Here is a 4,749-nt window from a genome sequence, read left to right as displayed (position 1 = left end):
GATAAAGGAATGTGACTGGAGTTCAGACGTGTGCTCTTCCGATCTGACGGTGGACATGCACTATTTCGGCGTGATGATGCAGCGTTATTATTGGACGGCGGATTCGTTGAACGATAAAGAGGCGTATGTCGTCGGATTCAAACTCGGAGGGGTGGCAACCGCCCCGAAAAAAGAGGAGATTTACGCGCGTTGCGTGAGTGACGAATAGCGTCACTTTCAGGAATGAAATCGGCTCAGTCTGTCATTGAGGCTTTCGACGACATCGGAAAGATGTTTGGCCGTTTCGGCAATTTCTTCGACACTGCGGGTATTGTCGCGGGAGAGGGCATTGATCTCTGCCAGACGTGAACCCATGCTCTCCACTTCTTTGGCATTGCTATCGGTTTCGGAGACCATTTTTTTGATCGCATCGGTCGTCTGACGGACAACTTCTACCGTTTGGGCGATTTGTTCTTCCACGCGATGCGATTTCTCTTCAATTTCTTGGATTTGTTGTGCGTTGTGTCCCATTTGTACGGTTGCCTCTTCGATCGACGCGACAATCATCGTGATGGTCGCATCGGTTTGGGTGAGGCTTCCCTGTGTCCGTTCGGCCAGTTTGCGCACTTCATCGGCAACGACCGCAAAACCGCGTCCGTGTTCGCCTGCCCGCGCCGCTTCGATCGCGGCATTAAGAGCAAGGAGATTGGTTTGGTTTGCGATCTCTCCGATGACGGAGAGCACTTCGCGTATTTGGCGGGCATTGGTTGTCAATTCATGAAGTTTGCCTGCAAATTCGGTTTCGACTTCCGCACTGTTGCGGATCATGCTCATCATCGTATTGAGTTCATTCTGAGAGACTTTTAAAATCTCATTAGCGGAAACGATCTCTTCGCGGGTCTTTTCATTCTCCCGCTTGTTGAGGTTAAGACGGGAGATAAGCTGTTCCGTACCGGCATGAATGTTATCGACCAGTTTGGCCTCTTCTTCCATTCTCACCCCTATACCGAGCGATGTTTGCGAGAGTTCCGTCGCTACGGAAGCATTCTCTTCGGAAGAGCGTTTGGCGCTTTGAACCATCATCTGTGTCGCTTCGATGAATTCGTTGATCGAAGCCGCTGTTTTCGCCGGTTCGTCTTGTCCGTCGATCGTGAGGCGTTTGGTCAGGTCGCCGTGACCGTTGGCAAGTTCCTGAGCCATGCTTTGCATACTGGAGAGTTTGGTCGTAATGGAATTTCGAAGAGCTCCTACAAAAAGGGAGAGAATAACCAATAAAACCAGCGCGATACCGATCATCGGGATAGCGATACCGTTGAATTCGCTTTCGACGTCATCGACGTAAACGCCGCTCCCGATAATCCAGTTCCATTGAGGGAAAAGGCGGACGTATGAGAGTTTCGGCAGAGGAGTTTCGCTATTCGGTTTCGACCACATATAATCGACATATCCTTCCCCCTTTGCTTTCGCTACGTTGGCAAATTCGACGAAAAGATGTTTTCCGTCGGGATCTTTGATACCGGAGAGATCGGTATTGTCCAGTTTCGGCTTGATCGGGTGCATTACGCCCCGTAGGTTGGTATCGAGGATGAAGAAATATTCCTCTTTGTTGTAACGGAGATTTTTGATTGCCTCTTTAGCACTCTTCTGAGCCTCTTCTTTGGATATTTTTCCCTCGCTTGCCTCTTTTTCATAATAGGCCATCAATGCACACGCCGTATCGATCTGGGTTTTAAGCATCACTTTTTTAGAGTTCATTAAATCGTTTTTCAACTCTACGAGCGACACAGTCGTTAAAATAGCCAGTACGACGATCACAAAAACGTTCAAGGCCGTCAAACGGGTACGAATACACAATTTATCCAACATTTTCTATCCTTTTGCGGTTACACATAGAGATATAGTAATATAAAAATCTTCAATTCTAGGCTTTTTTAAAAAAAATAGGACTCGGCATATTTATCGAGGGGTATTTTGCAAAAGGGAGTTATTGTATAATGGATTGTAATTATATCCGAGGAGTCGATTTGAGTCACGACAGTGAATTGAACCAAAAAGCATTAGATTATCATGCCGATCCGAAACCGGGGAAAATAGCGACACGCATAACCAAACCGTTTATGACGCAGAGCGATTTGTCTCTGGCCTATTCTCCGGGTGTCGCCGCACCGTGTCTGGAAATCCGAAAGAACCCTGATGATGCATACCGCTATACCTCGAAAGGGAATCTCGTCGCCGTGATCTCTAACGGCACGGCGGTACTCGGACTCGGGAATCTAGGGGCTTTGGCCTCCAAACCGGTGATGGAAGGGAAGGCGATTTTATTTAAAAAATTCAGTGATCTCGATGCGTATGATATCGAAGTCGATGAGACCGATATCGAGCGTTTTTGCGATACCGTGGCGGCGATCGCTCCGACATTCGGAGGGATCAATCTCGAGGACATCAAAGCACCGGAGTGTTTTGAGATCGAGCGGCGTCTCGTGGAACGGCTCGATATACCCGTGATGCACGATGACCAGCACGGTACGGCCGTGATTTCACTGGCGGGAATCATGAACGGATGCCACATTACGGGACGTTCGATGGAGAATCTTAAAGTGGTCATCATCGGAGCGGGAGCGGCAGCGATCAGCTGTGCCCGTATTTATCGATTTATGGGGGTCAAAGAGATTTATATGTCCGATTCCAAAGGGCTTATCCATGCAGGCCGAAACGATCTAAACCCGCAAAAGCGCGAGTTTGCTGCATCGGAAGGGATGACACAAAAAGAGGCCTTTGAAAATGCCGATGTCGTAGTCGGACTCTCGGCACCGGGGAGCTTTTCGCTCGAAGAGATCGCTTTGATGGCTCCGAACCCTATTATCTTTACGTTGGCCAATCCCGTTCCCGAACTATTTCCCGAAGAGGTTCGTGCCGTACGGACCGATGCGATCATCGCCACCGGGCGAAGCGATTATCCGAATCAGGTGAATAATGTTTTGGGCTTTCCGTTTATTTTTCGCGGAGCGATGGATGTTCGGGCCAAAACGATTAATATGGAGATGAAAGTAGCGGCATCCAGAGCGTTGGCGGCTTTGACGCAGTGTGAAATTCCCCCGTATCTTGAAGAACTTTATGGTACGAAACTGGAATTCGGCAAAGAGTACATCATCCCCAAACCTTTTGATAAACGGCTGATCGTCGAAGTGTCGGCGAGCGTAGCGGAAGCGGCGGTCAAAAGTGGCGTAGCACGGATCGAAACATTCGATCTCGAAGCATACAGACACACTCTGGCGGAGCGTTTGGCATAGACATGGTTAATTCACGCACTAACGGATATATACAAACACTGATAGCGGCTCTGGTCGTCATTATCGGGCTGTTAGTTTATTCGGGGCTGAATGCGTATGACCGCTTGACATGGCTGATGGAAGTGATCCCCGTGCTGATCGCATTACCGATTCTTGCTCGGACCTATCGTTCGTTTCCGTTGACTTCCCTGCTCTACGGGGCTATTTTTATCCATATGATTGTCCTCATCTTCGGAGGGATGTATACGTATGCGCGGGTCCCTTTGGGCTTCGAGATCGCACAGTGGCTGGATATCGATCGTAATCCGTACGATAAAATCGGTCATTTCATGCAAGGGTTCGCTCCGGCACTGATCGCGCGTGAAATTCTGATACGCGGAGATTATGTCAACGGATGGCGGATGCTGAACTTTATCGTTATTTGTATCGTACTGGCGATCAGTGCCTCGTACGAGCTGATCGAATGGGCTACGGCGCTTTGGATGGGGCAGGGTGCCGATGAGTTTCTGGGGACGCAGGGGTATGTCTGGGATACCCAGTCGGATATGTTTTTTGCCCTCATCGGTGCAAGTGCAGCCATTGTTTGCTGTGCACGTCTTCATGATAGATTGATTCAAAGGATGAGCAAATATGACTATTCTCGTTGATGCCGACGCATTTCCCAACGCGCTCAAAGAGATACTGATGCGAGCGGTTTTAAAACGGGAGATCACTACCGTTTTTATCGCGAATAAGAAGATCGGACTCCCCGATGTACACCATGTTTCGATGATCGTTGTGGAACAGGGACCCGATGAAGCCGATCACCGTATCGCCGAATTGTGCAAAACGGGGGACTTGGTTATTACCGCCGATATCCCTCTGGCGGATCGGATCGTTGCGAAAGGGGCGGTAGGGCTTGATCCCAGAGGGACGATTTACGATGAAAACAATATCAAATATCTCCTCGCTATGCGCAATCTGATGGAAGAGTTGCGCAATAGCGGCGAGATTACGGGCGGCCCCAGTGCTATCGGAGAAAAAACGGTTCGCGCCTTTGCGGACGGGTTGAATAAATTACTCTCAAAACGGATTTGAAAGCTCCTCTTTACCCATGAGAGATTATAATCTTTTTACTTTTTTTCAAGGCATTTTTTTATGAGTATCCCTCCTTTTACCCATCTGCATCTGCATACCGAATATTCCCTTCTCGATGGTGCAAACAAAATTTCCGCACTGGCGGCGCGTGTCAAAGAGCTGGGGATGACCTCGGTCGCGATGAGTGACCATGGGAATATGTTCGGTGCGATCGATTTTTATCAGCAGATGCGCAAAGAAGGGCTCAAACCGATCATCGGGATGGAAGCGTATATCCATAACGGTGAAGATTTGGGGGATAAAACGATCAAACAGCGTTTTCACGTCTGTTTGTTTGCCAAAAACGAGGCGGGATACAAAAATCTGATGTACCTCTCTTCCCAAGCCTATATCAACGGCTTTT

Annotated in this window: 5 protein-coding genes; 4 read left to right on the top strand and 1 reads right to left on the bottom strand. The window is 48.7% G+C overall.

The features are described 5' to 3' along the window. Positions 1-216 precede the first annotated feature (216 nt). A complete protein-coding gene (locus tag Q0389_RS05615) occupies positions 217-1,845 on the bottom strand; it encodes a methyl-accepting chemotaxis protein (RefSeq protein ID WP_298692531.1) in 1,629 nt (542 codons plus the stop codon). Between the two features lie 158 nt (positions 1,846-2,003). On the opposite strand from Q0389_RS05615, the gene Q0389_RS05610 reads away from it, so the two are divergent. The 4 genes from Q0389_RS05610 to Q0389_RS05595 form a co-directional block, all read left to right on the top strand. After that, positions 2,004-3,269 (top strand): malic enzyme-like NAD(P)-binding protein, encoded by a 1,266-nt coding sequence (locus Q0389_RS05610; protein ID WP_298692528.1) that lies wholly within the window; start codon positions 2,004-2,006, stop codon positions 3,267-3,269. A gap of 2 nt (positions 3,270-3,271) precedes the next feature. Next, complete coding sequence (locus tag Q0389_RS05605) at positions 3,272-3,916, top strand: DUF2238 domain-containing protein (protein WP_298692526.1); 645 nt, start codon at positions 3,272-3,274, stop codon at positions 3,914-3,916. Then, positions 3,900-4,346 carry a YaiI/YqxD family protein gene (locus Q0389_RS05600; protein WP_298692523.1) on the top strand — a complete coding sequence of 149 codons (447 nt, stop codon included), beginning with the start codon at positions 3,900-3,902 and terminating at the stop codon, positions 4,344-4,346. The genes Q0389_RS05605 and Q0389_RS05600 overlap by 17 nt, the downstream gene beginning before the upstream one ends. A gap of 60 nt (positions 4,347-4,406) precedes the next feature. Beyond that, positions 4,407-4,749 (top strand): PHP domain-containing protein (locus Q0389_RS05595; protein WP_298692521.1); only part of this gene is annotated, 343 nt, incomplete at its 3' end.

The sequence above is a fragment of the uncultured Sulfuricurvum sp. genome (assembly GCF_937936435.1).
Classification (GTDB): Bacteria; Campylobacterota; Campylobacteria; order Campylobacterales; family Sulfurimonadaceae; genus Sulfuricurvum.
The sequence above is the reverse complement of the archived record's forward strand: the minus strand, read 5'-3'. Positions and strand labels throughout refer to the sequence as shown.

What these genes read in the sequence shown, in the direction of transcription:
- Q0389_RS05615 (WP_298692531.1), bottom strand. Translation starts at nt 1,845, where the DNA reads ATGTTGGATAAATTGTGTATTCGTACCCGTTTGACGGCCTTGAACGTT.
- Q0389_RS05605 (WP_298692526.1), top strand. Translation starts at nt 3,272, where the DNA reads ATGGTTAATTCACGCACTAACGGATATATACAAACACTGATAGCGGCT.
- Q0389_RS05600 (WP_298692523.1), top strand. Translation starts at nt 3,900, where the DNA reads ATGACTATTCTCGTTGATGCCGACGCATTTCCCAACGCGCTCAAAGAG.